The 22,945-nt window shown below is 58.0% G+C and carries 27 protein-coding genes; 14 read left to right on the top strand and 13 right to left on the bottom strand.

Annotation, left to right across the window (positions count from 1 at the left end; all coding sequences use genetic code 11):
* The first annotated feature begins 5 nt into the window (after positions 1–5).
* Positions 6–1,151, top strand: a complete 1,146-nt coding sequence (gene thiH / locus F1C16_RS16525) for a 2-iminoacetate synthase ThiH (protein ID WP_185281718.1) — start codon at positions 6–8, stop codon at positions 1,149–1,151.
* A gap of 146 nt (positions 1,152–1,297) precedes the next feature.
* Positions 1,298–2,368 (top strand): molybdopterin-synthase adenylyltransferase MoeB, encoded by a 1,071-nt coding sequence (gene moeB / locus F1C16_RS16520; RefSeq protein ID WP_185281717.1) that lies wholly within the window; start codon positions 1,298–1,300, stop codon positions 2,366–2,368.
* A 191-nt stretch (positions 2,369–2,559) separates the two neighbouring features.
* Here moeB and F1C16_RS16515 read toward each other — a convergent pair whose 3' ends face one another.
* A complete protein-coding gene (locus F1C16_RS16515; protein ID WP_185281716.1) occupies positions 2,560–3,195 on the bottom strand; it encodes a thiamine phosphate synthase in 636 nt (211 codons plus the stop codon).
* Positions 3,192–3,626 carry a thioesterase family protein gene (locus tag F1C16_RS16510; RefSeq protein ID WP_185281715.1) on the bottom strand — a complete coding sequence of 145 codons (435 nt, stop codon included), beginning with the start codon at positions 3,624–3,626 and terminating at the stop codon, positions 3,192–3,194. The genes F1C16_RS16515 and F1C16_RS16510 overlap by 4 nt, the downstream gene beginning before the upstream one ends.
* Positions 3,627–3,721: 95 nt before the next feature.
* Here F1C16_RS16510 and mnmD point away from each other — a divergent pair, with 95 nt between their 5' ends.
* From mnmD to F1C16_RS16490, 4 genes are all read left to right on the top strand, one after another.
* A complete protein-coding gene (mnmD, locus tag F1C16_RS16505; RefSeq protein WP_185281714.1) occupies positions 3,722–4,396 on the top strand; it encodes a tRNA (5-methylaminomethyl-2-thiouridine)(34)-methyltransferase MnmD in 675 nt (224 codons plus the stop codon).
* Positions 4,397–4,435: 39 nt separating this feature from the next.
* Positions 4,436–4,693, top strand: a complete 258-nt coding sequence (locus F1C16_RS16500; RefSeq protein WP_185281713.1) for a hypothetical protein — start codon at positions 4,436–4,438, stop codon at positions 4,691–4,693.
* Positions 4,694–4,844: 151 nt separating this feature from the next.
* The gene (locus F1C16_RS16495; protein WP_185281712.1) at positions 4,845–6,068 is read left to right on the top strand and encodes a DUF2157 domain-containing protein; all 1,224 of its coding nucleotides are present in this window, start codon (positions 4,845–4,847) and stop codon (positions 6,066–6,068) included.
* 3 nt (positions 6,069–6,071) lie between these two features.
* Entirely contained in the window at positions 6,072–6,602 is a 531-nt protein-coding gene (locus F1C16_RS16490; protein ID WP_185281711.1) for a GDYXXLXY domain-containing protein, read from the top strand.
* A gap of 9 nt (positions 6,603–6,611) precedes the next feature.
* Here F1C16_RS16490 and F1C16_RS16485 read toward each other — a convergent pair whose 3' ends face one another.
* The 9 genes from F1C16_RS16485 to F1C16_RS16445 form a co-directional block, all read right to left on the bottom strand.
* A complete protein-coding gene (locus F1C16_RS16485; protein ID WP_185281710.1) occupies positions 6,612–7,124 on the bottom strand; it encodes a biopolymer transporter ExbD in 513 nt (170 codons plus the stop codon).
* Between the two features lie 107 nt (positions 7,125–7,231).
* A complete protein-coding gene (locus F1C16_RS16480; RefSeq protein ID WP_185281709.1) occupies positions 7,232–7,804 on the bottom strand; it encodes a 5-formyltetrahydrofolate cyclo-ligase in 573 nt (190 codons plus the stop codon).
* A gap of 126 nt (positions 7,805–7,930) precedes the next feature.
* Complete coding sequence (gene bshC / locus F1C16_RS16475) at positions 7,931–9,514, bottom strand: bacillithiol biosynthesis cysteine-adding enzyme BshC (protein ID WP_185281708.1); 1,584 nt, start codon at positions 9,512–9,514, stop codon at positions 7,931–7,933.
* Positions 9,515–9,689: 175 nt separating this feature from the next.
* The gene (rimO, locus tag F1C16_RS16470; protein ID WP_185281707.1) at positions 9,690–11,003 is read right to left on the bottom strand and encodes a 30S ribosomal protein S12 methylthiotransferase RimO; all 1,314 of its coding nucleotides are present in this window, start codon (positions 11,001–11,003) and stop codon (positions 9,690–9,692) included.
* Between the two features lie 130 nt (positions 11,004–11,133).
* Positions 11,134–12,108, bottom strand: coding sequence for a signal recognition particle-docking protein FtsY (ftsY, locus tag F1C16_RS16465; protein WP_185281706.1), 975 nt, complete (start codon positions 12,106–12,108; stop codon positions 11,134–11,136).
* Between the two features lie 190 nt (positions 12,109–12,298).
* Positions 12,299–12,460 (bottom strand): DUF4295 domain-containing protein, encoded by a 162-nt coding sequence (locus F1C16_RS16460; protein ID WP_185281705.1) that lies wholly within the window; start codon positions 12,458–12,460, stop codon positions 12,299–12,301.
* A gap of 8 nt (positions 12,461–12,468) precedes the next feature.
* A complete protein-coding gene (gene rpmG / locus F1C16_RS16455) occupies positions 12,469–12,651 on the bottom strand; it encodes a 50S ribosomal protein L33 (protein WP_185281704.1) in 183 nt (60 codons plus the stop codon).
* A 168-nt stretch (positions 12,652–12,819) separates the two neighbouring features.
* Positions 12,820–13,059 carry a 50S ribosomal protein L28 gene (gene rpmB / locus F1C16_RS16450; RefSeq protein WP_110976335.1) on the bottom strand — a complete coding sequence of 80 codons (240 nt, stop codon included), beginning with the start codon at positions 13,057–13,059 and terminating at the stop codon, positions 12,820–12,822.
* A 97-nt stretch (positions 13,060–13,156) separates the two neighbouring features.
* Positions 13,157–13,339, bottom strand: a complete 183-nt coding sequence (locus F1C16_RS16445) for a DUF5522 domain-containing protein (RefSeq protein WP_185281703.1) — start codon at positions 13,337–13,339, stop codon at positions 13,157–13,159.
* 126 nt (positions 13,340–13,465) lie between these two features.
* On the opposite strand from F1C16_RS16445, the gene F1C16_RS16440 reads away from it, so the two are divergent.
* The 5 genes from F1C16_RS16440 (at position 13,466) to F1C16_RS16420 (ending at position 17,577) form a co-directional block, all read left to right on the top strand.
* Entirely contained in the window at positions 13,466–13,984 is a 519-nt protein-coding gene (locus F1C16_RS16440) for a DUF2314 domain-containing protein (RefSeq protein WP_185281702.1), read from the top strand.
* Between the two features lie 64 nt (positions 13,985–14,048).
* A complete protein-coding gene (rocD, locus tag F1C16_RS16435; RefSeq protein ID WP_185281701.1) occupies positions 14,049–15,287 on the top strand; it encodes an ornithine--oxo-acid transaminase in 1,239 nt (412 codons plus the stop codon).
* Between the two features lie 69 nt (positions 15,288–15,356).
* Entirely contained in the window at positions 15,357–15,920 is a 564-nt protein-coding gene (locus tag F1C16_RS16430) for a hypothetical protein (protein ID WP_185281700.1), read from the top strand.
* A gap of 81 nt (positions 15,921–16,001) precedes the next feature.
* Complete coding sequence (gene hemB, locus F1C16_RS16425) at positions 16,002–16,994, top strand: porphobilinogen synthase (protein WP_185281699.1); 993 nt, start codon at positions 16,002–16,004, stop codon at positions 16,992–16,994.
* A gap of 76 nt (positions 16,995–17,070) precedes the next feature.
* Positions 17,071–17,577 (top strand): GNAT family N-acetyltransferase, encoded by a 507-nt coding sequence (locus F1C16_RS16420; RefSeq protein WP_185281698.1) that lies wholly within the window; start codon positions 17,071–17,073, stop codon positions 17,575–17,577.
* 70 nt (positions 17,578–17,647) lie between these two features.
* Here the strand turns inward: F1C16_RS16420 and F1C16_RS16415 are convergent, their stop codons facing one another.
* Complete coding sequence (locus F1C16_RS16415) at positions 17,648–18,187, bottom strand: hypothetical protein (protein WP_185281697.1); 540 nt, start codon at positions 18,185–18,187, stop codon at positions 17,648–17,650.
* 193 nt (positions 18,188–18,380) lie between these two features.
* Positions 18,381–19,808: an APC family permease gene (locus tag F1C16_RS16410; protein ID WP_185281696.1), complete on the bottom strand. Its 1,428-nt coding sequence runs from the start codon at positions 19,806–19,808 to the stop codon at positions 18,381–18,383.
* A gap of 199 nt (positions 19,809–20,007) precedes the next feature.
* On the opposite strand from F1C16_RS16410, the gene F1C16_RS16405 reads away from it, so the two are divergent.
* From F1C16_RS16405 to F1C16_RS16395, 3 genes are all read left to right on the top strand, one after another.
* The gene (locus F1C16_RS16405) at positions 20,008–20,958 is read left to right on the top strand and encodes a cation diffusion facilitator family transporter (RefSeq protein WP_185281695.1); all 951 of its coding nucleotides are present in this window, start codon (positions 20,008–20,010) and stop codon (positions 20,956–20,958) included.
* A 65-nt stretch (positions 20,959–21,023) separates the two neighbouring features.
* Complete coding sequence (locus F1C16_RS16400; protein ID WP_185281694.1) at positions 21,024–22,232, top strand: amine oxidase; 1,209 nt, start codon at positions 21,024–21,026, stop codon at positions 22,230–22,232.
* A 21-nt stretch (positions 22,233–22,253) separates the two neighbouring features.
* Positions 22,254–22,751 carry a phospholipase D-like domain-containing protein gene (locus tag F1C16_RS16395; RefSeq protein WP_208306754.1) on the top strand — a complete coding sequence of 166 codons (498 nt, stop codon included), beginning with the start codon at positions 22,254–22,256 and terminating at the stop codon, positions 22,749–22,751.
* Positions 22,752–22,945 lie beyond the last annotated feature (194 nt).

Below are 22,945 nucleotides of genomic sequence, written 5' to 3'. Positions count from 1 at the left end.
CAGTCATGAGCTTCCGCCCGATTTTCGAGGCCCACCACTGGGACGATGTCAAAGCCAGCATCTACGCCAAAACCGCCGCCGACGTGGAACGCGCCCTGGCCGCGCCGCGCCGTACGCTGGAGGACTTCAAAGCCCTGATTTCGCTCGCCGCCGTGCCCTACCTGGAACAGATGGCGCGCCAGAGCCAGCAGCTCACGCGCAAGCGGTTTGGCAATACGGTGCAGCTCTATGTGCCGCTGTATCTGAGCAACGAGTGCCAGAACATCTGCACCTACTGTGGCTTTAGTCTTGATAATAAAATTCGCCGCCGCACGCTCAGCAGCGTGGAGATGTTGCAGGAAGCGCAGGTGCTGAAGGCGTGGGGCTACGAGCACGTGCTGCTGGTAACCGGCGAGGCCAACCAAACCGTGGGCGTTGACTACCTCGAGAAAGCCCTGCACACGCTGCGGCCGCACTTCGCGCACCTTTCAATGGAAGTGCAGCCGCTGGATCAGGAGGACTACGAACGGCTGATTCCGGCAGGGTTGAACACAGTGCTGGTGTACCAGGAAACCTACCATCAGCAGGATTACAAAAAGCACCACCCCAAGGGCAAGAAGTCGAATTTTCAGTATCGCCTTGATACGCCTGACCGCCTGGGTAGGGCCGGCGTGCACAAGATGGGACTAGGCGTGCTGTTCGGCCTGGAAGACTGGCGCACCGACAGCTTCTACACGGCCCTGCACCTCGACTACCTTGAACGTACCTACTGGCAGACCAAGTACAGCCTCTCTTTCCCGCGCCTGCGCCCCGCCGAGGGCCTCTTGCAGCCGAAAGTGGAGATGAGTGACCGGGAACTGGTGCAGCTCATCTGCGCCTACCGTCTGCTGAATGAGGAAGTGGAGCTGTCCATCTCGACTCGCGAAACGCCTACCTTCCGCGACAACATCATTCGCCTGGGCATCACCAGCATCAGCGCCGGCTCTAAAACCAACCCCGGCGGCTACGCGGTAGCGCCAGAGTCATTGGAGCAGTTTGAAATCAGCGATGAGCGTAGCCCGGCGGAAATTGCGGCTATGATTCGGCGGCAGGGTTATGAGCCGGTGTGGAAAGACTGGGACGCGGCGCTGGCGCCCATACAATCGGCGTCTATCTCGGCCCTGCCATCCTGAGCGCAGCGAAGGATCTTCTCGCGCATGAACAGTAGACGGAACAACGACTCGTTCTGGTGTAAGAAGGTCCTTCGCAAGCTCATGATGACAGAAAAACTAACTCTATCCCAGCAAAAACAAACCCTACCCCTGCGCGTTTACTACCCATGCTTACCCCCGCCGAAACCCGCCGCTACGACCGTCATCTGCGCCTACCCGAAATTGGTTCTGAGGGCCAGGAGAAGCTGAAAGCTGCCCGTGTGCTGGTGGTAGGCTGTGGCGGCCTGGGCTGCCCGGTGCTGCAATACCTGGCGGCGGCCGGGGTAGGCACCCTCGGCCTGCTCGACCACGACACCGTAGACGAAAGCAACCTGCAACGCCAGGTGCTCTACGCCACCGCCGATGTGGGTCGCCCCAAAGCCGTAGCCGCCGCCGAGAAGCTGCGGGCGCAGAATCCGCTCGTGGCGGTGCAGCCCTTGCGGGTGCGCCTGTCGGCGGCCAATGCGCTGGAAATCATGGCCGAATACGATGTGGTGGTGGACTGCACCGACAACTTCGCCACACGCTATTTGGTGAGTGATGCGTGCGTGCTACTGGGCAAGCCGCTGGTATTTGGGGCCATTTTCAAGTTTGAAGGGCAGGTATCGGTGTTCAACTACCAGAGCGGGCCTACCTACCGCTGCCTGTTTGCGCAACCGCCCGCTCCTGGCGAGGCGCCCAACTGCAACGAAATTGGGGTGCTGGGCGTGCTGCCAGGTATCATAGGTACGCTGCAAGCATCTGAAACACTGAAGGTTGTTATGGGTATAGGGGAGGTGCTGAGCGGGCGGCTATTGGTGTTTGATGCGCTGTATATGCAGTTCCGTACCCTGCGCTTCCAGGCGGTGCCGGGCAACCAGCAGCTCACCGCGTTAATCGATTATGATGCCTTCTGCGGTGATGCCCCAACCGACGTCGTCCCCGAAATTAACGCCGACGAGCTGCGCCAGAAGCTCCAGGCCCAGGAGCCGTTGCAGCTCCTTGATGTGCGCGAGCCGCACGAATACGCCGCCCGTCACATCGGCGGCCGCTTGATTCCGTTGGGCCAGCTCGCCGCTGCTCTTTCTACCCTCGACCCTGCGGTACCCGTGGTGGTGCATTGCGCCAGCGGCAAGCGCAGCCGCCAGGCTGCTGAGCTGCTGTTGGCTAATGGTTTTCAGCAGGTAGCCTCGCTGCATAACGGGTTGCAAGACTGGTAAATGGCTGCGTAGGCTCATCTACAGCAGGCGCCGGCCATGGCGCGGGGCTGTGCCCCGTGCCGACTATGCGCAGGCCTCCGGCCTGCTGTCGTCCGCGCCGTTAGGATTGCTCAAGCAAATTGTTCTAGTGGTGCAGGCCAGAGGCCTGCGCATAGTCGGCACGGGGCACAGCCCCTCGCCATCGTTGTGCATTAAAGTTCACGCCATAGCTGCTGAAACGCCGCCACCGGGTCAGCCGCTTGCCACACGCTGCCCAGCACCGCCGCTCCGGCAAAGCCCGCCGCTCGCACCTGCGCTATGTTATCGGGCGTGATGCCGCCCAACGCTACCACCTGTGGCACGTACTGCTGACGCTGTTGCAGCCGCTGTAGCTGCTGTTGCACCTCCGTCAGCGCAAATGCGTGCCCGTAACCCTGCTTGCTGATGCTGTCGAAAATCGGGCTCAGAAACACGTAATTGTAGCGACGACGGTGCTGGCGCAACTCGGTAAGGCTGTGCAACGAGGTGGAAAGGCTGTGGCCCGGCTGCTGCAGGTGCGCCCGCGCGACCCAGGTAGCCCGTGCCGCGGCTGGTAGGTGCAGCCCGCCTACCTGATAGTGTTGCGCCAACTCGTATTGTCCGTGTAGTACCATGAGCCTGTGGTACTGTCGTGGTACGGCACGTAGGTAGGCTTCTACTTCCGAGACGGAAGCGCCGGGTTTGCGCAGATGAAATGACTGTAAACCAGCTTCAAACAAGCGCTGTAGCGTGGGCAGCTCCGTGGCGATGGTAGCGGGAGGCGAGACAAGCAGGAGCCGGAACGTGTGGTTGTTTGCTACCCCGTTCATTCGGCCGGACTAGTAAAACGCGTGACGACGGCTTCGGGTAGAGGCCGCAGCTTGCGGGTGGTGTAGTCGAAGCAGAGCATGCCGGTTTTGGCGCGGGCTATTTCGTTGCCGTGCTGGTTTTTCACCCAATAAACCACGTCGAAGCCATATTTGTGGTGGTCGGTGGCGGCGAGTTGGATATGTAGCGTGTCGCCGTGAAATCCTTCGCCTTTGTACTCCACGGCCACATCGGCCATGATAAAGCCCTGGCGCGTGGCGGGGTCATATTCCGGTTGTCCCAGAAACTGCAAGAACTGCACCCGCGCTTCGTGCAGTAGGCTCAACAGGGCGTCGTTGCCGAGGTGGGCGCCGTAGTTCAGGTCAGTGATGCGGATGGGAAGGGCAACTGTGAGCAGGTAGGTGTCGGGTAGGGCAACTTTGATACGAGGCATGCGCGTTAGTTTTTGATTACTTACGGATGGTTTTTGGTTATTTGTTCCGTTGTACCTGTCTGAACGTCCTTTCGACACAAATAACCACACCTCAGATGCAAGTAGAAGTTCGCCCCACCGCCGACGGTTCCAGCACGCTCTACGTGCCAGCGCTGGACGAGCACTACCACTCCACCCACGGCGCCGTGCAGGAAGCCCAGCATGTGTACCTAGAAGCGACCCTGGAACCCGCCCTAGTCGCCGCCACCGATACTGTGCGGGTGCTGGAAATCGGCTTCGGAACCGGCCTCAACGCCATCCTCACCCTGCAACGTAGCCTCACTGCCCCTGTAGCCGTGGCCTACGACACAATAGAAAAGCACCCCCTACCCCCCGCCGTGGTAGCCGATCTGCATCCCGAGCGCTACCTCCTGAACCCGGAATTGTTGGACCAGTTCAGCCAACTACACGCGGCGGCCTGGGACGAGGCCGTGCCGTTGCTCCCGCGCTTTCTGCTGCGCAAAATCACCGGCGAGCTGCAGCACACCGCCCTACCCGCCAACCACTACCAGGTCATCTACTTCGACGCTTTCGCCCCTGAAAAGCAACCCGACATGTGGACCGACGCGGTATTTGCCCAGCTCTACGCCGCCGCAGCGCCGGGCTGCCTGCTCACCAGCTACTGCGCCAAAGGTAGCTTCCGTAGAAGCCTGAAAGCCGCTGGCTGGCTGGTAGAAAAACTACCGGGGCCAGTAGGCAAGCGCGAGATGACGCGGGCGCGGAAGGAATAAGGAATAGAATGGCATTAATTGGTTTGTCAAAAAGTAGCTATGAGCATAGATTTTAATGAAATTAATGTCACAGACAGGAAATCGTTTATTGAATTTCTGTTCGTACTCCAGCAAGAGTTGATAAGCAACGCTGATGAATGGGAGAACAAAAGTTTGTCAGATTATTTAGAAGCAGTGAGTCGATATGCTGAAGATATAGATGGATTTTACCTAAATACAGGTCAAGAAGTAGATGCTGAACAAGCGTCATGGAAACTGTTTGCTGATATCCTGAAAGGCGCCAGCGTATATGAATAAAATGTAGAAGCAGTTTAACAAGGGGTTGAGCTTATCAAATAGTTGTCATCCTTCGCACTGCTCAGGATGACAACTATTGAAAATATTGCTTGCTAAATAGCTTTCCTAGTATGAACCCTCTATCCTTCATTCTGCCCATATTGCAGAAGCTATGAGTCGTAAGGTTATTGAAGTCGAAGGCCCGAAATGGGTAGCGCAGGGTATTATTACCACCGAGCAGGAGCAGCGGCTACTGGCATTGTATCCCATTGATGATAAAGCTATTGGGCTACTGCCGTTGCTAGGGAGCCTGCTGGTGCTGCTGAGCGCCCTAAGCCTGATTGCCGCCAACTGGCAGGAGCTGCCGCTACTGGTGCGCTTCGGAATCCTACTGGGCTCGGTAGCGGGAAGCTACGTGGCGGGCGAATATTTCCGGCGGCGTGGCAACACGCAGTTGGGTATGGGCTTGGTGGGGCTGGGGCTGATTTTATTTGGCACCAGCATTATCCTCACCAGCCAGATGTTTCAGCTCATTGGCTACGACGTAACGGGCCTGGTGGCCTGGGGCGTGGCGGGAGTAGGTCTCACCTACCTCTACCGCTCGCGTCTACTGTTTGTGATGACGGTGGCCATCGGCGGCATTGTGCAGGGCTACAACACCGAGGCGCTGGGCGCGTTCAGCTACGCTACCGCCGTTTTCACGGCTCTCACGCTGGGCTACTACTGGTGGCGCTACCCCGATGCCTTGCTGGGTGCGGTGCTAGCGACCGGCCTGCTCTGGCAAGCCGGTTTGCTCATTGGCGTGCTGCACATCAAAATCACCTGGTTCTTTGTGGCGGCCATGCTCATCTACACGTTCGGCGACTGGCAGGCCGACCGCCCGGCGGGTAGGGCGTTGCAGGGGCCGCCCCTGGTGGCGGCGTTTCTGTTTGTGCTGGGGCTGGCCATTTTTGGGGAAGCTGGCAGCTACACCGACCGCCTGCGGCCGCCCCTGCTGGCCTATCTGGCGGCGCTGGGGGCAGTGCTGGTCTTGTCGTTGCTGGGCAAAAAGGCGCGGGGCCGTTTGGGCAGCGCTACCGACTGGCTGCTGCTGCTACCCGATTTCTACCTGCCCGCCGGCCTGCCGCTGGCCGTAGCGGCGCTGGTGGTCCTCTACGCCTACACAGGCACGTTGCTTTGGCGTGCCCACCAAGAGCAAAACCCCGACCGCGTGACGCTGGGCACAGTACTGTTTATCCTCACTACCGCTGTGGCCTACTTCAAGCTCACGTGGGGCTTCATGGACAAATCGTTGTTTTTCCTGCTCGGGGGCATTTTGTTGCTGAGTCTGAGCTGGTACCTGCGCCGGCGGGCCGTGCAAACCACTGCGCCGGCCGCACCACCCGAAAAGCTGTAGCGTATGCCTGTTCTTCCTACCCCTGCCAATCGTCGGTTGTGGCTTCTGTTGCTGGTGGGCGCGCAGTTATTATTCATTGTGGCGGTGGCGGCGGCTGGCTACGCCACCACCGCCTACGGCCGCACGGTGCAGTTGCGTACGGCCCCCGTCAACCCCCGCGACCTGCTGGAGCGCGACCACCTGCGCCTAACCTACGGCATCACCTACCTACCCCTCACGCTGTGGCAGGAAGCCAATAAGCCGCGCCGCCGCCAGCCGGTGTATGTGGCGCTGCGTGCCCAGGGCGATGCCTACGTCGCTGTGCGCGTCTACAACCAGGAACCAAGCACCCTGCTCCCCGATCAGGTGATCCTGCGCGGTTGGGTAGTGGGCAGCAGTCGTCGTACCCTGCGCCTACGCTATGGTCTGGAACGCTACTACGCGCCGGAAAACCAGGTGAAAGTGCTGAATAAGAAAGGGCCACACGCGTTGCTGGTGCACGTCAGTATTGCTCCTTGGGGGCAGGCACGCATCACAAAAGCGGAGGTGTTGTGAGGCGGCTGTTTACAAGCCATTCTGCTGCAAAAGAGCCCGATCGTTACGGTCAAGGTCGACGAGGGCGTATTTCTTCTGGCTGGTGATGTTCATTTCATCCAAGGCGTCTACCAAGTTGCCGTAGGTCGATTCCTGTTCGGATTTGATGAGGACAACAGCACCAGTCTGCTGGCGTTGTAGGGTCAGCAATACCTGCCGGAGGCCATGGGCACTGTAGTCTGTGGTATGGAGGGTAGGCGCGGCGGCGGTGCCGGTCTCGTTCACGCCATAGAAGTAATGCACTTGATTGTGCTTACCCAAAATCAGCGTAAGCGCTTTGCTACCCGGTACATCAGTACCCAGACCTTTCGCGGGCATAGCCAGTTCCATAACGTTGGGTTTGCTGAACGTGCTGGTCAGCATAAAAAAGGTGAGTAGCAGAAAGGCCAGGTCTACCATCGGCGTCATGTCGAGACGAAAGGCCATTTTTTTAGCACGGGGCTTACCATTTTTAGCAGGGGCGGCTGGTTGGATGTCGGCCATAGCGTTGTAGTGGTTGAGATGAATGGATACTCCGCCAACGCCAATGAATATAGCAGTATTGCACTGCACCTATGCTATTGTCTGCCAGCGCTTATGCGTGCTACCTTTCAAAACAACCAGACCCGCTCCGGCGTGAGGCAGGCGTGCAGGGGCATGTCGCCAGGCCACACATCGGTAATCTGCAGTACCGGCGGTTCCAGGCTAATACCGATACGCAGGGTTTCGGGCCGGCACTCGGCCAAGAACCGGTCGTAGAAGCCTTTGCCGTAGCCTACCCGCTGGCCCCGCTCATCGAAGGCAAGCAAGGGCAGCAGCACCGCATCAATGGCGGCAGGCGCTACCTCGGCCGCACCGACGGGCTCAGGAATGCCCCAGCGGCTTTCTACTAGACGCGTGTCGGGGTTGAGGTGGTAGTGGCGTAGCGTAACGCCATCGGCCTGCACTACCGGCACCGCCACTTGCACAGCCGGATGCTCGGCCCACAGCCAACGAATGATAGGCCACGTATCCGGCTCGTGCTGCTGGGCGGCGGGTAGGAATACATGCAGCCAGCTCCACTGGGCTACCTCGAAGTGCTGCTTTAACTGTTGAAGGAGCGCCGCGCTACGGCGTGCTACCTCGGCGGCGGGTAGGGCGCGGCGGGCAGCTGAGGCGGTACGGCGAAGTTCGGCTTTCAGCATATGCGAGGCGGTAGGGTAGGGGCGGCTTGCCTCCGCCCGTTGTTAGCAGGCACAACATTGAAATAGAAAAGGCTCCTTCAAAATCAGATAGTATGATAAGCGGTTACGAGCTGCCCCTACCTCATTCTACTCTTCTTCCAGCACCGTAAACTCCAGCGCCAGCGGCTCAAACGTATCAAGGAGCTGCTGTAAAAAGTGCGGGTTATTAATGTAGACGCTCAGCACGTTGTCGGTACGCTCCTGCATGCCACCGTCGGGGAAGAGCTTGTCTTTGAGGCCGCTGAGTTGAGAATAAGACGTTTCGTGCCTGGCTTCGGCGGCTTTCGAAAGGCGCTTTTCCAGCCCCGCCACGCTGCTGGCTACTTTGCTACCCTCGGCGGCCACGGCTTTCACCAAGGTAGGATCGAGGCGCTCGGCCAGTGCTTTTATCTGCTTAAACGCTTCCTCTAATGTATGCTGCTGCTCGGCCAGACTCACTTCTTCTTGCCCCAAAGCAGCGCCCACCTGCTTCTTCAGCTCGGGTAGGGGCTGAAAGATATCCGTAGCCGTAAGGCCCAGTTTGCGCAGCTTGCCCGCATTAGCTTTGCTGATATACAGCCCCGAGTTGCGCAGCAGCACAATCGGGAAAGGCACCTGATACTCGGCAAATACCTGCTTTAATTGAAACCAGTAGGCCACCTCCGCGCCACCGCCAATGTAGCACAGGTTGGGTAGCAAGATTTCCTGATACAAAGGCCGCAACACCACGTTCGGGCTGAACCTCTCCGGTTGTTGGCGTGCCAAGTCGAGTAGTTCTTCTTGGCTGTAGCAGTGGTCGGTATTCAGTACGGCTACACAGCCGCGGGCCTCGTCGGCCTCCAGTCGTTCACGCTTGCCGGTCTCTGTTATGTAAAACAGGTTAAGTGGGCGCGAATACACCTGCGGGGAATACCCGGCAGCTTCCAGATCGGCATTGGTGGCCTGCACGGCGCGGTGCGAGGCTTGCGCCTGAATTTCCTTTTCTATCACCGGTACCAATGCCTGCTTCAGCGCGGGCGTGTCGGCATCCATACTCACCAAGCCAAACTCACCAAACAGCGCATGCGTGAGGCGACGCGTGGCCTCGGTGAGGGTAGAGGCTTGCTCGTAAGCCTCTCGGAAGAGGGCGGGTACGTCGGCCGGCAGTTGGTCGAGGAACTGCTCTGGCAGCCCTTCCAGGCTCAAGCGTCCTACCGGGCCGCCGGTTTCAGAGGCTTGCCAGGAGTACGTTTTGCCAAACAGTTGAAAATGATTGATTTCGGCAAAATCGTGGTCCTCCGTGGCCATCCAGTACACCGGCACAAAGTCGTATTGCGGATACTGCTCTTTCAGCTGTCGGCTCAGCTTAACGGCCGTAATAATCTTGTAAATGAAGTACAGCGGCCCAGTCATCAGGTTGAGCTGGTGGCCGGTGGTGATGGTGAACGTAGTGTCTTTCGCCAGTAAGTCAATACTAGCCTGCACTGCTGGATGTACATCCAGGCCGGTGTATTGCTCTCGCAAAGCCTCTAACAGCCGTTGTCGGGCTTCGGGCGAGTAGGCTGCCTGCTTTTCTTTTAGTTGCGCCGCAAAATTCTCCAGGGTCGGGAAACGGTGGTAGAACGCTTGCAAGGTAGACTCCTGGTTCAGGTAGTCTGTAAGTAACGACGAGAAAGCACCGGTAGCAGCGTACGAAAGCGTGTGGACAGGCATAATGACGAATGAGGGCGGGCGCAAGTTTGAGAAAAAAGCTGACCTGCCATAAAGCGGCCAACACACCTGCATCTGCCTCTAACCCATAAGTAGGGTAGGAGTTTTGAGAAGGGCATAAAAAAGCCGCTCGGCGCGTTGGCCGAGCGGCAAATATTTCATGGTAACAGAGTGTCTGCTACACCAACTGGCCGTACAAATCAAAGTCCGATGCCTCGTTGATGCGCACGTGGGCAAAGTCGCCCAGGCGTACGTGAGTATCGGGGGTGGCGGGCACCAGCACCTCGTTGTCTACCTCGGGCGAGTCGTACTGGGTGCGGCCCACAAAGTAGCCGCTCTCCTTGCGGTCAAACAACACCTTATAGGTCTGGCCCACCTTCTGCTCATTCAGCTCCAGCGAAATGCCCTGTTGCAGCTCCATAATCTGGTCGGCTCGGTCCTGCTTCGTCTCGGCAGGCACGTTGTCTTCCAGCGTATAAGCGTGGGTGCTTTCCTCGTGCGAGTAAGTGAAGATGCCCAGGCGGTCAAACTTGGTATCGGCTACCCACTGATACAGCTCCTCGAAATCCTGCTGGGTCTCGCCGGGGTGGCCGGCAATGAGGGTAGTGCGCAGGGCAATGTCCGGCACGCGCTGGCGCATGGTGTCCACCAGCTCAATGGTGCGGCGCTTGCTGATGCCACGGCGCATGGTTTTCAGCATATTATCCGAAATATGCTGCAAGGGCATATCCAGGTACTTGCAGATGTTGTCGCGCTCGGCCATCACCGTCAGAGCCTCCATTGGAAACTGCGAAGGGTAGGCGTACTGCATCCGAATCCACTCAATGCCCTCCACATCGGAGAGGTGGCGCAGCAGGTCGGGCAGCTTCCGCTCGCCGTAGGCTTGCAGGCCGTAGTAGGTCAGGTCTTGGGCAATGAGAATCAGTTCCTTAGTGCCCATGCTAGCCAGACGCTTGGCTTCGCGCACCAAGTCCTCAATAGATCGGTCAGTGTGCTTGCCCCGCATCAGCGGAATGGCGCAGAATGAGCACGGCCGGTTGCAGCCTTCGGCAATTTTGAAGTAGGCGTAGTGCGATGGTGTGGTAATCAACCGCTCGCCTACTAGCTCGTGCTGATAGTTTGCTTCCAGCTTCTTCATCAGCTGGGGCATTTCCAGCGTGCCGAAGTAGGCATCTACTTGCGGAATCTCTACCTCCAGCTCGTCCTTGTAACGTTGCGAAAGGCAGCCCATCACGTAGAGCTTATCCAGGCGGCCGGCCTCCTTCTCGTCGGCATAGCGCAGAATCGTGTCGATGCTTTCCTGCTTGGCATTATCGATAAAGCCGCAGGTGTTCACAATCACGATGTTGGCGTCGTTGGTTTCCGCCTCGTGCGTCACATCAAACTGGTTGGCGCGCAACTGGCCCATTAGCACCTCCGAATCGACAAGATTCTTGGAGCAACCCAGGGTAATCACGTTGACCTTATTGGCTTTTTGGCCTCTTACTTTCATGCTTACTTGATATTGCGATTTGTCATCCTGAGCGGAGCGAAGGACCTTTTCACGTTGCACAACTGGCGTAACAACGACAATCGTTCAACGTGAGAAGGTCCTTCGCTCCGCTCAGGATGACAAATCGACTTTATTTCTTGCTAAACAGCGAGTTGACGTACGTATGCTTGTCGAACAGCTGCAAATCCGTCATCTTCTCGCCTACCCCAATGTAGCGCACCGGCACGTTCAGTTGGTCCGAAATGCCGATGACCACGCCACCCTTGGCCGTGCCATCGAGCTTGGTGATGGCCAAGGCCGATACTTCGGTGGCTTTGGTGAACTCCTTGGCTTGCAGGAAGGCGTTCTGGCCGGTGCTGCCATCCAGCACGAGCAGGACCTCGTGGGGCGCATCGGGAATCACCTTCTGCATCACGCGCTTGATCTTGCTCAGCTCGTTCATCAGGTTCACCTTGTTGTGCAGGCGGCCCGCGGTGTCAATAATCACCACATCGGCCTGCATTTCCACGCCTTTCTTTACGGCATCATAGGCCACGGAGGCGGGGTCGGTGTTCATGCCATGCGAAATCACCGGCACGCCTACCCGCTCACCCCAAATGATCAACTGGTCCACGGCCGCGGCCCGGAAGGTATCGGCGGCGCCTAATACTACCTTCTTGCCGGCGCTATGGAAACGGTGCGCCAGCTTGCCGATGGTCGTGGTTTTGCCTACCCCGTTCACGCCTACCACCATAATAACGTAGGGCTGGCCGGTGTTGTCGGGGCGGTCGAGCAGGGCCAAGGAGCCCGACTTGTTGTTCATCAGCAGCCCGGCAATTTCCTCGCGCAGAATGCGGTCCAGGTCGCCGGTGCTCACATATTTATCTCGGGCTACACGCTTCTCGATGCGGTCAATCACCTTCACAGTAGTATCGATGCCTACGTCGGCATGTACCAGCAGCGTTTCTAGGTCGTCGAGTACGGCTTCGTCCACGGTGCTTTTGCCCACCACGGCCTTGCTGAGCTGGTCGAAGAAGTTGGTTTTGGTTTTCTGCAACCCTTCATCCAGCGCCTGCTGCTGCTCTTTGCTCTCTTTATCCTTTTTGAAAAAGTCGAAAAGTCCCATAGGGGGGTGGCGGTATGTAGGGGCGCGTTGCACGCGCCCGTCGTGGAACGGTAATCAATAGCACAATGGCCCGCCAGTCAACAAAAAGCGTTCAACGACGGGCGCGTGCAACGCGCCCCTACAACACAAAAAAGTCCCACGGTTGGCGGGACTTCTTCACGTTGGTTGGGTAGCCACAAGTGGCGCCAAATTACTTGGTGCCCGAAGCCAGATACTCCTGCACTTTGTCAACTAGTACCATTTCCTCGCGGAAGGTATAGGCACCAGTTTTGGGGGATTTCACGGCGCGAATCACTTTCGCCCAGTCTTTACCGCCCGATACTTTCAGGGTTGCTACTACTTTCTTAGCCATTGCTCAGGTTATTTGATTTCCTTGTGAACGGTCATCTTCTTGAGCACGGGGTTGAACTTCTTCAGCTCGATGCGCTCGGGGGTATTCTTACGATTCTTCGTGGTAATGTAGCGCGAGGTGCCCGGCTGACCCGAGGTCTTGTGCTCGGTGCACTCCAGGATTACCTGCACCCGGTTTCCTTTTTTAGCCATCTCGACTGTTGTTTTTGGATTAAGGACTGCAAAGGTACTGCCTTTTCCGGAATTGTCAAACAGTCAGACTATAAAGAATATAGCCTTTGTTTAATTCCGGGGTAGGCTTCCCATCACAAGTCCCGTAACCGGGCACCCGCAACGGGCACGTAGCAGCCGCTGATAAAGCTAGTAAACGATGAAGCCCTGCTCTTTGGCCTTCTTCAGCACCGACATGATGCCGTTCTTGTTGATCGTGCGGATGGTAGAAGCCGCTACTTTCAGCGTAACCCAGGCGTCCTGCTCCGGAATATAGAAGCGCTTCTTTTGCAGGTTGGGGTAGAACTTACGCTTGGTCTTATTGTTGGCGTGCGAAACGTTGTTACCCACACGGGTACGCTTGCCGGTCAGATCACAAACTCGGGCCATGATATTGAGGAACTTAGAGGTTTCTATGTCAGAAAAAGGGACGCAAAGATCGGTATTTATCCGAGAAAAGCAAACCGGAGTGCTGAAAAATAGATGGTTAGCTGCCGACAGAGTCCGTCGGAGAAGACTTTTTCTCGCGCCCGTAGCCCCAGGGGCAGTGTCGGCAGCGGCTTTTGCAGCAGGTGCCGCGCCGCCGGTGATACTGTTCCGTAAACACCATCAGGCCTTCGGGCGTAAAGTAGTAGTCGCCGGGCTGTAGGGGTAGGGGGGTAGTAGACATTGGAACAACAAAGATACGTCGGCTACCGGCCCGAGGCTACAGCCATCCGCATTTAGCGCATCGTTGCTAGTTTGGAGGCTGATTCGGGACGTTTCAGCTTCGGAGAAAGACGTTTTATTATTGCACATGACCGCAACCGTACTATTTCGTTTTGCGCTGTTGGTTGGTTTGCTGGCGGCTGTTGCACCGGCGGCGCGGGCACAACAAAGGCCTGTCAACTATGCGCCACTCTCGGCCCACGCGCCTACCGACCAGCCGTTGGCCTTCGCCTCTACCGATGCAGCCCGGCGCCTGCGAGAGTTTGATGCGCAGATTGCCAGCGCCGTGAAGCAAGCCCGCACCACCCTACCCGGCGTAAAAAAGCGCTTTCAGGAAGGGCTACCCCAGGAGCACGTTCTGTTTCTGACCACGCGCCTCTACGATGCCGACGGCACTTTCGAGCAAGTGTTTATACGGGTGCGGGAGTGGTCGAACAAAACGGTGCAGGGCATCATCGCCAATGAATTGCTCACCGTGCAGAGCTTCACGCAGGGTCAGCAAATCACCTTTCCCGAAAAAGCTGTGCTCGACTGGACCATCTCCCTACCCGACGGCAGCGAGGAAGGCAACTTTGTGGGCAAGCTCCTGGATTCTTTACCCCGGTAAGACCCGCAGCATAAAGCCATTGCGCAATAAACCTCGTATGCTACTAACCACTTGATTTCTACCCATGACCACAACCTCCACCACCCGCAGCCAAGAGCTGATGCAGCTCGAAGACCAATACGGCGCTCATAACTATCACCCGCTGCCAGTGGTGCTCACACGGGGCGAGGGCGCGCGATTGTGGGATGTGGAGGGCAAGGAATACTACGACTTCCTGTCGGCCTACTCGGCTGTGAACCAAGGCCACTGCCACCCCCGCATCATTGGGGCCCTTACGGCGCAGGCCAAACGCCTCACGCTCACGTCGCGGGCCTTCTTTAACGACCAACTGGGCGAGGCGGAAAAGCAGCTGTGTGAGCTGTTTGGCTACGATAAAGCGCTGCTGATGAACTCTGGGGCCGAAGCCGTGGAAACCGCCCTGAAGCTGGCGCGCAAGTGGGGCTACGAGCAAAAAGGTATTGCCCCCAACGAGGCCGTTATCCTTGTAGCTGAGCACAACTTTCACGGCCGCACCACCGGCATTATCTCCTTCTCCACCGACCCCGACAGCACGGGTGGCTTCGGCCCCTACGTGCCCGGCTACCAGGTAGTGCCCTACGACGATCTGGACGCCCTGGCCGACGCCGTGCAAAACCGCCACGTGTGCGCTTTTCTGATAGAGCCCATTCAGGGAGAAGCCGGGGTAGTAGTGCCATCAGAAGGCTATTTGAAGAAGGCCTACGAGCTGTGCCACAAGCACAATGTGCTGTTTATTGCTGACGAAATTCAGACGGGGTTGGGGCGCACGGGCAAGCTGCTGGCTACTGATTATGAAGCCGTGCGCGCCGATGTGCTGGTGCTGGGCAAGGCCTTGAGCGGGGGCGTGCTACCTGTATCGGCAGTACTAGCCGACGATGCGGTGATGCTCACCATTCAGCCCGGCCAACATGGCTCTACCTTCGGCGGCAACCCACTGGCCTCGGTGGTACTGCGGGCGGCGCTGGACGTGCTGCTCGACGAAAAACTCACTGAAAATGCTGCCCGGCTGGGCGAAATCTTTCGGGAGCGAATGCGCCAGGTGCAACAGCAGCGCCCCAAAGTGGTAACGGAGGTACGCGGCAAAGGTCTCCTCAACGCGGTAGTCATTCAGCCCGCCGCCGACGGTCGCACGGCCTGGGACGTGTGCGTGTCGCTGATGGAACGCGGCGTGCTGGCCAAGCCCACCCACGGCGACATCATCCGATTCGCGCCGCCGCTGGTGATTTCGGAAAAGCAGTTACACGCGGCCTGCGACGTAATAGAGAAGGTGATTTTGGCGTTCTGAATAGGTTGTCCTCTTTTGACTGACGCAGCCTGCGTATCTTTGGCCCGCCGCTGACGGTTTATTTACTTTATGATGAAGGCATTTCTATGGGGTTGTGGGCTAGTGCCGGTACTGCTATTGGCGGGTTGCCAGAGCGAGCAGAAAGTGCTGCTGCCGGAAACGACTGCCTACTCCTCACCGTGCCCATCTACCACCGATTCGGCCTTTACTGTGCTATCTACTACCCCCGATAGTACGGCACTGCTAACTGCTACCCTACCGCTCGTGGGCACGCGTAGTCGGCAGAAGCTTGCTTCAGCAAGAGCGCAATTTCTGGCCACAAACCGTGCGCCGCGCGCTTTGCAATTAGCCCGGCCAGTTACGAAGTCGGAAGAAATCACTCAAATTCGGCGGGCACGCCGGCAGCCGTTTCGTCTGCGGCACCCGCAGGACGAAACCGAAGGTAACCCCTGGCTGGTAGCCCTAGGCGTGGTGCTAGTAGCCGCCGGCATCGTAGGCGGCCTATTGATTGGCGGCGGAATAGGCGTTTTTGCGGGTATCGTAGTAGGCTTGCTGGGCTACTACTTCTTCATGCGCGGGTTGCTGGGGCCACACGCCTGGCTGGAAGCCATTCAGGAGCTGTTCCAGCTGTAAGAATAAGACGTCGCTAGCGTCAGCGTCCGAACTTTACGGGCCGCAGGTTGTTATTTCACGTTAAATCAACCTCACGTTCGCATGTCTATTATCCCCACGCACCGCCCGCGCCGTAACCGCAAGTCTCAGGTAATCCGCGATTTGGTGCAGGAAACTACGCTGTCGGTTCACGATTTTATCTATCCGCTGTTCATGATTGATGGACAGAATAAAGAGGTAGAAGTGAAGTCGATGCCCGGTATTCATCGGTACTCGCCCGACCGGCTGATTGACGAAATCGGGCGTTGTGTGGAGTTGGGCATCAAGAGTTTCGCTCCTTTCCCAGGCTTGGAAGATGCCGTGAAAGACCGCTTGGCCCGCGAATCGGCCAACCCCAACGGCCTGTATCTGCGCACGGTGGCCGACATCAAGCGGCAGTTTCCGGAAGTGGTGTTGATGACCGACGTGGCCATGGACCCCTACTCCAGCGACGGCCACGACGGCGTGGTAGACCCCGAGTCGGGTGAGATTCTCAACGATGCTACCCTGGAAGTGCTCGGCCAGATGGCCCTGGCCCAGGCTCGCGCTGGTGCCGACGTCATTGCGCCCTCCGACATGATGGACGGCCGCGTAGCCTGGATTCGGGATGTGCTGGACAAGAACGGCTTCTCCAACGTGAGCATCATGAGCTACACGGCCAAGTACGCCTCCGCCTTCTACGGTCCCTTCCGTGATGCGCTTGACTCGGCCCCCAAACGCGGGGATAAGAAAACCTACCAGATGAACCCCGCCAACCGTCGCGAAGCCCTGCGCGAGTTGGTCCTCGACGAGCAGGAAGGCGCCGATATGGTGATGGTGAAACCCGCCCTCAGCTACCTCGACATCATTCGGGAAGTGCGGAATAACACCACCCTACCCGTGACGGCCTACAACGTATCGGGCGAGTATGCCATGGTGAAAGCCGCCGCGCAGCAAGGCTGGGTGGATGGCGAGAGAACCATGATGGAAGTGCTGACCAGCATCAAGCGCGCCGGCGCCGACGCCATCCTGACGTACTTCGCGAAGGAAGCGGCCGAAGTGCTGCGGCGTGGGTAGGTGATTGCATAAACGCTATGGCGGTCCGTCTACTCATCAGAAACGATGATTGGGCGGACTGCTTTATTTTTGCCGTATGACGCTTCGCCTTGCTACCCCTGCCGATATTCCCGCTATTCTCTCCCTTATCCGTCGGGTGGTGCCGCTGATGAATGCGGCCGGTAATTTTCAATGGGAAGCTTCCTACCCCAACGAAGCCGTGTTTCAGCGCGACATTGCCCGACAGCACCTGTGGCTGGCGGAACTGGATGGGCAGCTGGCCGGCATTGCTGCTCTCACCCACAACGATCAGGACGCTGAGTATGCCCAAGCCGAGTGGGATGTAACCGAGCCAGCCCTCGTAACGCACCGCTTGGCCGTAGACCCAGTTGCGCAGGGTAGGGGTGTGGCCGCGGCGCTGCTACAAAAGGCCGAGGAACTGGCCCGGCAGCACGGCTTGCGCGTGCTGCGCGTAGATACCAACTCCGAAAACCAAGCCACTCAACGTCTTTTTCCGAAGCTGGGCTACCGCTTCGCTGGCGAAATCACCTTAGAATTTCGGCCGGGGCTGCGGTTTTTCTGCTACGAGAAGTGGGTAGGGTAGTACGGGCTGCCAGTTAGTAGCCAGACCGTTATTCCTCGACCAGTTCGGAATGGCAGTCTTATGAATACACCTACTCCGGCAACGCAAACTGCTGCAATGCCGCCAATTCCTTCTGAATGGTCTTTTCCCATTGGGCCTGCTTAGCAGCAATGGTGCTGTTGGCAGTCTGGAGGCGATACTGCTGGCGGCGCTTGGCGGCGGCGGCTATCATTTGGGCGGCCGGGTCGGTTTTGGCTGAGGTAGGGGTAGGGGAGGCCGTAGGCGTGGCGGGCATCATCTGGCGCAGCTTGCGGGCGTATATTTCGGTGATGTCGAACAACGTTTGCTGAAAGCGGAGCTGCTGGGCTACGTTATGCGCCGGATTGATGCTGGATTTGGAACGCACTAAACCGTTGCGCACGATGGTGCGCTTTTGCTTGGTGTAGAGGTTGGTACGCGTTTCGGTAGTAAGTTGAAACTCAGCCTTACCGATGGTTTCTTTCTTCAGCTTCACGCCAAAATCCTGGGCAGTGAGGTGGTGCTTGGCGCTCCAGGGTACGAAATCGGTAGTGGTTTGGGCGAAGGTGGTAAGGCTTAATAGGGAGAACAGGAGGGTATACAGTAGCTTCATGAATGGGGATAGGTAGGGATATGAAATCGTCTGTCATCCTGAACGCAGTGAAGGACCTTCTCACGCCAGAACGAGTCGCTTGTACGATAATCGTTTAACTGACATAAGGTCATTCGCAGGCGGACGCCAGATGAAGGATGACAGGCGCTTTGAGAAGACAAGCTTATAAAACGTTCCACAAGTATAGGCAGCCCTACTTAATAAATGGCCACCGCTTTTGCTGACGGCTCCAAAGCAGAAACGCCACCGCGCCCAGGGCCATCATACCCAGGGCGGCCACCTGAAAATAGAGATTGAACCGGACCCCGCCCCATTCCACTGCCACCGGCGCAATGCCCACAAACACGAACAGCCACACGAGAATGACCAGAACAACGGGAAGTGGGTAAAGCGGCATCTTAAACGGCAGCGTTGCCGTGCCACGCCGCCGCCGTAGTAGCACCAGCCCTACAGCCTGGCCCACAAACTGCACCAGAATACGCATGGCTAAAATGGCCGCAATCACCTCGCCCAACCGAAACAGTAGGCTGAAGACGAAGCCCACGCCGCCTAGCAGCAGCAACGAAACGTACGGAAACTGTTTGGTAGGGTGCAGCTTGCCGAACACAGGCAAAAACTCGCCATCTGCAGCGGCGGCGTAGGGAATACGGGAGTAGCCCAGCAGCACGGCAAACAGCGAGGCAAATGCCACCAGCAGCACCATGGCCGTGGCTACTGTGGCGGCGGCCGGCCCATACAGTCGCTCCACAAACACGCTCACAATGAACTGCGATTTATCGCCGGCGCCGCTTTGCCAGCTCTGCACTTCCTGCCACGGAATAACGGTGCCCACGCTCCAGTTCATCAGCAAATACAGCCCCGCAATACCCACGATACTCAGGAAAATGCTGCGCGGAATCACCTTTTCTGGCCGTTTAATTTCAGCCCCTAAATGGCACACGTTGTAGTAGCCGAGGTAAGAGTAGATGGCGTTGACGGCGGCGTGGCCCATGGCCCCCGATAGCAGCAGGCCCGGTAAGGCTGGCACGCCCCCGCTAGGCAGCACGGCCACCGAATGATGAGCGTGCGTGAGGCCTCCGAAAATCAGCCAGCCCATGAGCGCCAGCACGCCTACCCACAGCGCCACGCCCAGCTTGCCGATGTCCTCGATGCGGCGGTAGAGCAGCACAATAAGCAGCAGTACCACGCTGCCAGCCACCAGCTTTGGTTGCCACCACTCAGTGAGGGGCACGAGGTAGCCGAAGTACTGCGCAAAGCCAATGGCTCCCGAGGCCAGCACTAGCGGCGACTGAATCAGGGTTTGCCAGACGTAAAGAAACGACATCAGCCTACCCCACTTCTGCTCGCCATAGGCCAGTTTAAGAAAGCGGTAGCTGCCGCCGGCCTCGGGGTAGGCTGCACCCAGTTCGCTCCAGACCAAGCCATCGATGGCGGCCAGGGCGGCGCCTACTAGCCAGGCCAACAGAAAGTTGGGTCCCATAAAGCCCATAACCAAGGGTAGGGTGACGAATGGTCCAATGCCCACCATGTCTATCATGTTGAGGGCGGTGGCCTGTACCAAGCCAAGGCGGCGCTGCAACGTAGGAACTGGAGTAGGGGAGTCGGAGTCGAGGTGAGCCATAAGCAGCGGAGAGGGAGCGTAACGAGGGTAGAAAGCCGCGCCGCGCCGAAATGTTTGCCATAGCGTGCGTTTGCACGGGCTGCACCAGCGCCAGCAGCATTTTTGCTTTCGATCCAGCTCCTTCGCGGCGCATGTGCAGACTAGGCGTTCTTAACCTTGCCCTGAGCCCCACCGTAAGGAAGAGGTATATCCCTCTTCTATGGCCGGAAAATCTTCTTCTAAATTAGTTATTTACGGGGCCATCGGGGCCAATGTCGCCATTGCTATTGCCAAGTTTGTGGCTACTTATTTCACAGGTAGCTCGGCTATGCTGTCGGAAGGTATTCACTCTTTGGTAGACAGCGGCAATGGCTTGCTGCTACTCTACGGTTTGCACCAAAGCACAAAGCCGGCCTCTATAGAGTTTCCGTTTGGGCGCAGCAAAGAGCTGTATTTCTGGTCGTTGATTGTGGCCGTGTTGGTGTTTTCGGTGGGCGGCGGCATGTCTATCTACGAAGGTATTGCCCACATTAAAGAACCCGCTCCCATCACCGACCCTACCTGGAACTACTGGGTGCTGGCGTTGGGTATCCTGTTTGAGGGTACGTCTTTCCTGATTGCCATGCGGGAGTTCAACAAAAGCCGGGGCACTGTGGGATGGGTAGCTTCGCTACGCCGCAGCAAAGACCCCTCGGTATTCGCCATCCTGATGGAAGATTTCGCAGCCCTTATTGGCTTGGTCATCGCCCTGCTGGGGGTGTATTTCGGGCATGCGCTCAACAATCCCTACCTCGACGGGGCCGCCTCCATCTGCATAGGGCTGCTGTTGGTATGCGTGGCTATTTTCCTGATTCGTGAAACCAAAGGCCTACTCATTGGCGAAGGCGTGGACCGCGACACCCTCAACGACTTGCTACAGATTGCCCGTCAGCGCGATACCGTAGACCAAGTGCGCCCACCACTCACGTCCTACCTTGGCCCCGAAGATGTTATCCTGGCCCTCGACGTGCAGTTCCGTCGCGACCTGAATGCGGTGGAGATAGAGCAAGCCATCGACGATTTACAAGATGATATCCGGGAGAAATACCCCGAGTTCAAGCGCATTTTCATCGAAGCCAAGTCCCTCGGACAGAAGCATCGCACCACCGAAATCAGCGGTTCGCCGCAGTAAATAGTGAGATGGTGAGTAGTCATTTCACTACTCACCATCTCACCACTACCCAAACTCCTACGCCCATGCAACCCTACGACCACGCCGCTACTTCTCCTTTTCAATCGTTCTGGATGGCCGGTTACGAGTGTACGGATCAGCTGAACGCCTTCGGCCACCGCGTCGATTTCCTACCCCTAACCGGGCATTTGCAACTGATAGAGCAAGATTATCAGGACATTCAACGCGAGTTTCAGATGCAGACGGTGCGCGAGGGTATTCGCTGGAGTCAGATTGAAACCACGCCCTACCACTACGACTGGAGCACCGTGCAAGCGATGCTGGAAGTGGGGCAGCACTTGGGCGTGCAGCAGATCTGGGACCTCTGTCACTTTGGCTACCCCGACGACCTCACGCCCCTGCACCCCATGTTTGCGCGGCGCTTTGCGGCCCTGTGCCGGGCCTTTGTGGACTTCTATCGCCAGCAGCGCCCTGAAGGCGAACTGATTGTGACGCCCATCAACGAAGTGAGCTTTATGTCGTGGTTGGGAGGCGATGTACGCGGTACTTCGCCCTACTGCGTGGGGCAGGGCTGGGAGGTGAAGCGCGGGCTGATGCGAGCCTACATCGAAGGCGTGGCCGCTCTGCGTGAGGCCGACCCCGGCATCCGGATTCTCACCACCGAGCCGCTTATCAACGTGGTACCGCGCTTGGGGGCGGGTAGGGCCGAGCGCCAGCGCTGCGTGGAGTTCACCAACAACCAGTTTCAGTCGGTGGATATGCTGGCCGGGCGCTTGTGCCCCGAGCTGGGCGGCCGCGAGGAGTACCTGGATATTCTCGGCTTCAACTTCTACTACGACAACCAATGGCAGCTGGACCCGCACGAAACCATTGGTTGGGCCGATACGCCGGCTAACCCGCGCTGGACGCCCTTGCACAAGTTATTTGAAATGGCCCACCGCCGTTACGGCCGCCCCGTGGTGCTCACCGAAACCAGCCACCCCGGCATCGACCGGCCTAAGTGGTGGCACTACATTGGCCAGGAGTGCGCCCAGGCGCTGCAAGCTGGCGTGCCGCTGTGGGGGGTGTGCTGCTACCCCATCATCGACCGGCCCGACTGGGACTTCCTCGACAACTGGCACCGTTCTGGTCTGTGGGATGCCGAGCTACGGCCCGATGGCCCGCCGTTACGTATCTTAGATCAGCCTTCGGCCGAGGCGTTGCGGCAGGCGCAGGCCACCGTGGCGGCCGCTCGGCCCCGACGGCAGCCCAAGCCGGCGCTTTCTTTTTCTTAACCTCCGAATTTGCTACCCGCAGTGCCTCATTCGATTACTCCCGTTCCGCTTTCTACCCCGCCTGCCCGCACGCCCCACGCCGAGGTGCACTTTAGTCCGCACGACGACTGCGCGGGCGCCATTCAGCGCTTCATTGGGCGAGTATCCGAAACGCTGGACGTGTGCGTGTTCACCATTGCCGACGACCGGCTGACGGCCGCCCTACTGGAAGCCCACCAGCGCGGCGTGCACGTGCGCATCCTCACCGACAACGAAAAGCTCGACGACCTGGGCTCCGACATCCGCCAGCTGCATAAAGCCGGCATCAACGTGCACGTTGACCGCACCGAGAACCACATGCACCACAAGTTTGCCGTGGCCGACAACCAATCGGTGCTTACCGGCAGCTACAACTGGACGCGCTCGGCGGCCTACTACAATCAAGAAAACCTGCTCATCACCGACGACCCCGCCATCGTGCGCCCCTACGCCCGCGAGTTCGAGCGCCTCTGGAGCGGCATGGCGCGGTTTGAAGGGTAGGGGTGAGATGGTGAATGGTGGAATAGTTAGTAAAACCGTCTGTCATCCTGAACGCAACTGAGCGAAGTATAGGAGCTTCTCACGCGAGAACGACAGGCTTGTTAACGACTCGTCTTCACGTTCATCGTTCTCATGTGAGAAGGTCCTTCACTTCGCTACGTTCAGGATGACAGACGGTTTTACTTCAAAAACTC

The sequence above is a fragment of the Hymenobacter sp. NBH84 genome (assembly GCF_014217645.1).
Taxonomy (GTDB): domain Bacteria; phylum Bacteroidota; class Bacteroidia; order Cytophagales; family Hymenobacteraceae; genus Hymenobacter; species Hymenobacter profundi.
Note: the sequence above shows the minus strand (reverse complement) of the source record. Positions and strands in the feature narration are given on the sequence as shown.